Annotated in this window: 4 protein-coding genes; all 4 read right to left on the bottom strand. The window is 28.5% G+C overall.

Annotated elements, in window-relative coordinates; all coding sequences use genetic code 11:
- Positions 1-127: 127 nt before the first annotated feature.
- Positions 128-829, bottom strand: coding sequence for an MFS transporter (locus tag ACRC28_RS00430; protein ID WP_438541486.1), 702 nt, complete (start codon positions 827-829; stop codon positions 128-130).
- A 165-nt stretch (positions 830-994) separates the two neighbouring features.
- Positions 995-1,579: a pentapeptide repeat-containing protein gene (locus ACRC28_RS00425; RefSeq protein WP_438541487.1), complete on the bottom strand. Its 585-nt coding sequence runs from the start codon at positions 1,577-1,579 to the stop codon at positions 995-997.
- Positions 1,580-1,725: 146 nt separating this feature from the next.
- A complete protein-coding gene (locus ACRC28_RS00420; protein ID WP_438541485.1) occupies positions 1,726-2,058 on the bottom strand; it encodes a hypothetical protein in 333 nt (110 codons plus the stop codon).
- The coding region (locus ACRC28_RS00415) for an MFS transporter (RefSeq protein ID WP_438541484.1) at positions 2,058-3,017 on the bottom strand (960 nt) is incomplete at its 5' end. The genes ACRC28_RS00415 and ACRC28_RS00420, both read right to left, overlap by 1 nt.

Genomic DNA, 3,017 nt, shown 5'->3' with positions numbered 1-3,017 from the left:
AAGGCTTTAGGGGTTAAAAGCAATTAACTCCGAGTCTGCACCTATCACTAGATACAGAGGGCTTTCTGTTTTAAATCTATACTTCTATACGTATTTGTATAGTTTTGTTTAAATTTGTTGTAACAGTTTAGTTACCCATCATAATTGCAAAGAATGCTATTATAAATACAGGATTTTTTATAAGTTCCTTAATTTTTATAATCTTTGATGCCTCTACTTTTCTAGTTAAAGGTACTTTCATAAATATAAAAATATTTACAAATGGAACAATTGCCCATATTAAAACAATAGTGCTCCAACTTCCTTTTCCAAATATAAATAGAAAAATAGTTGTAATTAATATTACTGCAACTTGTCCCCATGCATAAAAGGAATGTAATAAACTCATAGCACTTGCACTATCTTCTGATGGAATTGCATCTATAATTGGACTTAATATAATTTCTAAAAGTCCACCTGCACCTGAAAAAATCATAGTTGCTATTAAAAACCCAACCATTTCATTTCCCTTAAAAATTACAGGTGTCATGCTAAATAAAACAAATCCTACTACACAAAATATATGTGCTACAATTGCAAAAGGTCTGAATCCATACTTATCAACTGGCTTACTAAAAGCTATATCAAATATAAATTGTGTAACAAAGTTAACTACAATAAGAATTCCTATTTGCCCATATGAAAGATTAAACTCCTCCATTAATGGAATAAACAATAACGGCGTTAAATTAACTACAATTGCTTGAATAAAATATCCTATATAACAAGCATATATTGTAGATTTATACGACACCTTCTCAGTCTTTTTTTTACATAAATTATTCCCCATTTTTATCTCCTCTTCCCTCTTATACTTTCTCATCCTCAATTATACCTTTTCATTTTTCTTGTACAAGTAGGCACTTTTTCTTTCTCTAGTTCCCTTTTTGTAACCAATATACTAAAAAAACTCCACTACATATCTTTTATATGTAATGGAGTTTCCTTATAAATTCTATATTATTCCCATTTTTCCATAATCTTTTATAGTTTTTACTATGTAACTTAAAGTATAGAAATCTTTATCCATTCTATCTTTCATAAGCTTTAATCCACTTATTAGAACTTTCTCTGTAAAGTTATCTAATAGTATCATTACACTTATAGGGTTTATAGAACCTGTTTTTGTATCTAATGCTCTTGATTTTTTAATATGGTCATTTTCCATTGCACTTAAAATGGCTTTTTCTAAATCTTCACTTATAGAAAGCTCTGGCATTTCTTCAAAAATCTTAATATCTTCAGGTAACTTCATATTTTTAGCTACAGTTACATCTGTATCTACAAATATTACATTTTTAAAAGTTGCATCTTGAAAATCAGCTCCATCTAAGTTAACCCCTTCAAAAATAGCATTTTCAAAAGTACTTTTCTTAAATTTACTCTTTTTAAGGTTACTTCCTATAAATTCTGTAGAGTTAAAGTTACAATCAAAGAAATCGCACCCTTTAAAATGTGCCCCTCTCATAGTTGCAAAGCTAAAATTTGAACCTGAAAATTCTACATTATAACAATTGCTACGTCTTAAATCTCTATACATAAAATTTTTATTAGTCTTTTGGTCATTATTTAATTTTAAATTATCTAATTTTTTTCCTTTCATGCCTGTTCCTCCTCTTAATGTTAATCGCCTTATTGTACCACAATAATAAGAAAGAGAGAATAAAAATCCCCTCTTTCCCAATCTTAATAATTAAAGCTAAAACTTTCACTTATATATTTTGCAGTTCCCTTAAACCACATTGGAACATAAACCTTTAATATCTTATGAAGATAATATCCCATTAAAGTTCCAACTATTGTGAACATTACTTGTACTGGAAGAATGTTTGGAACTATTATAGCTACATCTTCTAACATTATTTGGCATACTAAAAATACTGGAAGTAATAAAAGTATTAAATCAACTAAGCAAAATGCTAAAACAACTATTGTACCTGCAAGTGCTAAAGGCACCCCCACTATCATATTAAAAAATTTCATTACTCCATATCCCATAACTTTTGCTACCTTCTCCATTATATCCTCTCTCCTTCTAAACTCATTTCTTCTATTATTTTTCTATCTTCTATTTTTTCAAACACACCTTTTGCCATAATTCCTATAATTCCACTAACTATAGCTGCTCCTAAAACAATAATTCCCACATTATTGTTTAAAACTTCAAATAAATATCCATATAAGATTTGTCCTATTGGTTGTGCACACATTGCAAGACTTAAACAAAATGATATAACCTTTCCAATTAAATGTCCTGGTGTTTCTCCTTGTATAAAACTTAACATTTGAATACTAAACATAGTTCCAACCGCCATAATCATAAAGCAACAAGCTGTAGTAACTATATAAATTAATTTGTTTGAACCTCCTCCCATTAAAATTATTCCCATAGGAATTAATGCAACTGAATCTAACATTAATAATTTATATGAACCTTTTATATTAAGTTTTTTCCCTAAAACCCCTGTTAATATTCCACCAACAAGACCTCCTAATGCAAGTACTCCTTGTGTAATTCCGTATGCACTACTAGACATTTCTAAATTAACTCTTATAATAACTGGAATTCCCACAATTATCATTGAAGTTAAGAAAAGATTGAATAATGATATTATAATAATTGACTTTAATAATACTGGCTTTTCTTTAGTTATAAAGCTTACACTTTCTCTTATGTCATTCTTTACAATATTTAAAGCTTTATCTTCACTTTTACTTTTTACATATGGTATCTTCATAATCATTTCCATAATTACAGCTCCAATAAAACAAACTATACTGCAAACTAGAATTGGCATTAAACCATAACTTCCATATAATAGCCCTCCTATAATTGGTCCTATTAAATTTGAAAGTGCACTAACTTGATTTACTATTGCATTTCCTTTTAATAAATCTTCCTTTTCTAATAAAAATGGTAAGCTTGCTTGAACTGATGGCTGATATGCACCTTGTATTCCATATAAAATCATTAAAGT

This window comes from Clostridium sp. (genome assembly GCF_051650885.1).
GTDB lineage: Bacteria > Bacillota > Clostridia > Clostridiales > Clostridiaceae > Clostridium.
This window is presented reverse-complemented; position numbering and strand designations above follow the sequence as displayed.

Excerpts from the sequence above, each read along its gene's own strand:
- ACRC28_RS00430 (WP_438541486.1), bottom strand. The coding sequence starts at position 829 with ATGGGGAATAATTTATGTAAAAAAAAGACTGAGAAGGTGTCGTATAAA.
- ACRC28_RS00425 (WP_438541487.1), bottom strand. The coding sequence starts at position 1,579 with ATGTATAGAGATTTAAGACGTAGCAATTGTTATAATGTAGAATTTTCA.
- ACRC28_RS00420 (WP_438541485.1), bottom strand. The coding sequence starts at position 2,058 with ATGGAGAAGGTAGCAAAAGTTATGGGATATGGAGTAATGAAATTTTTT.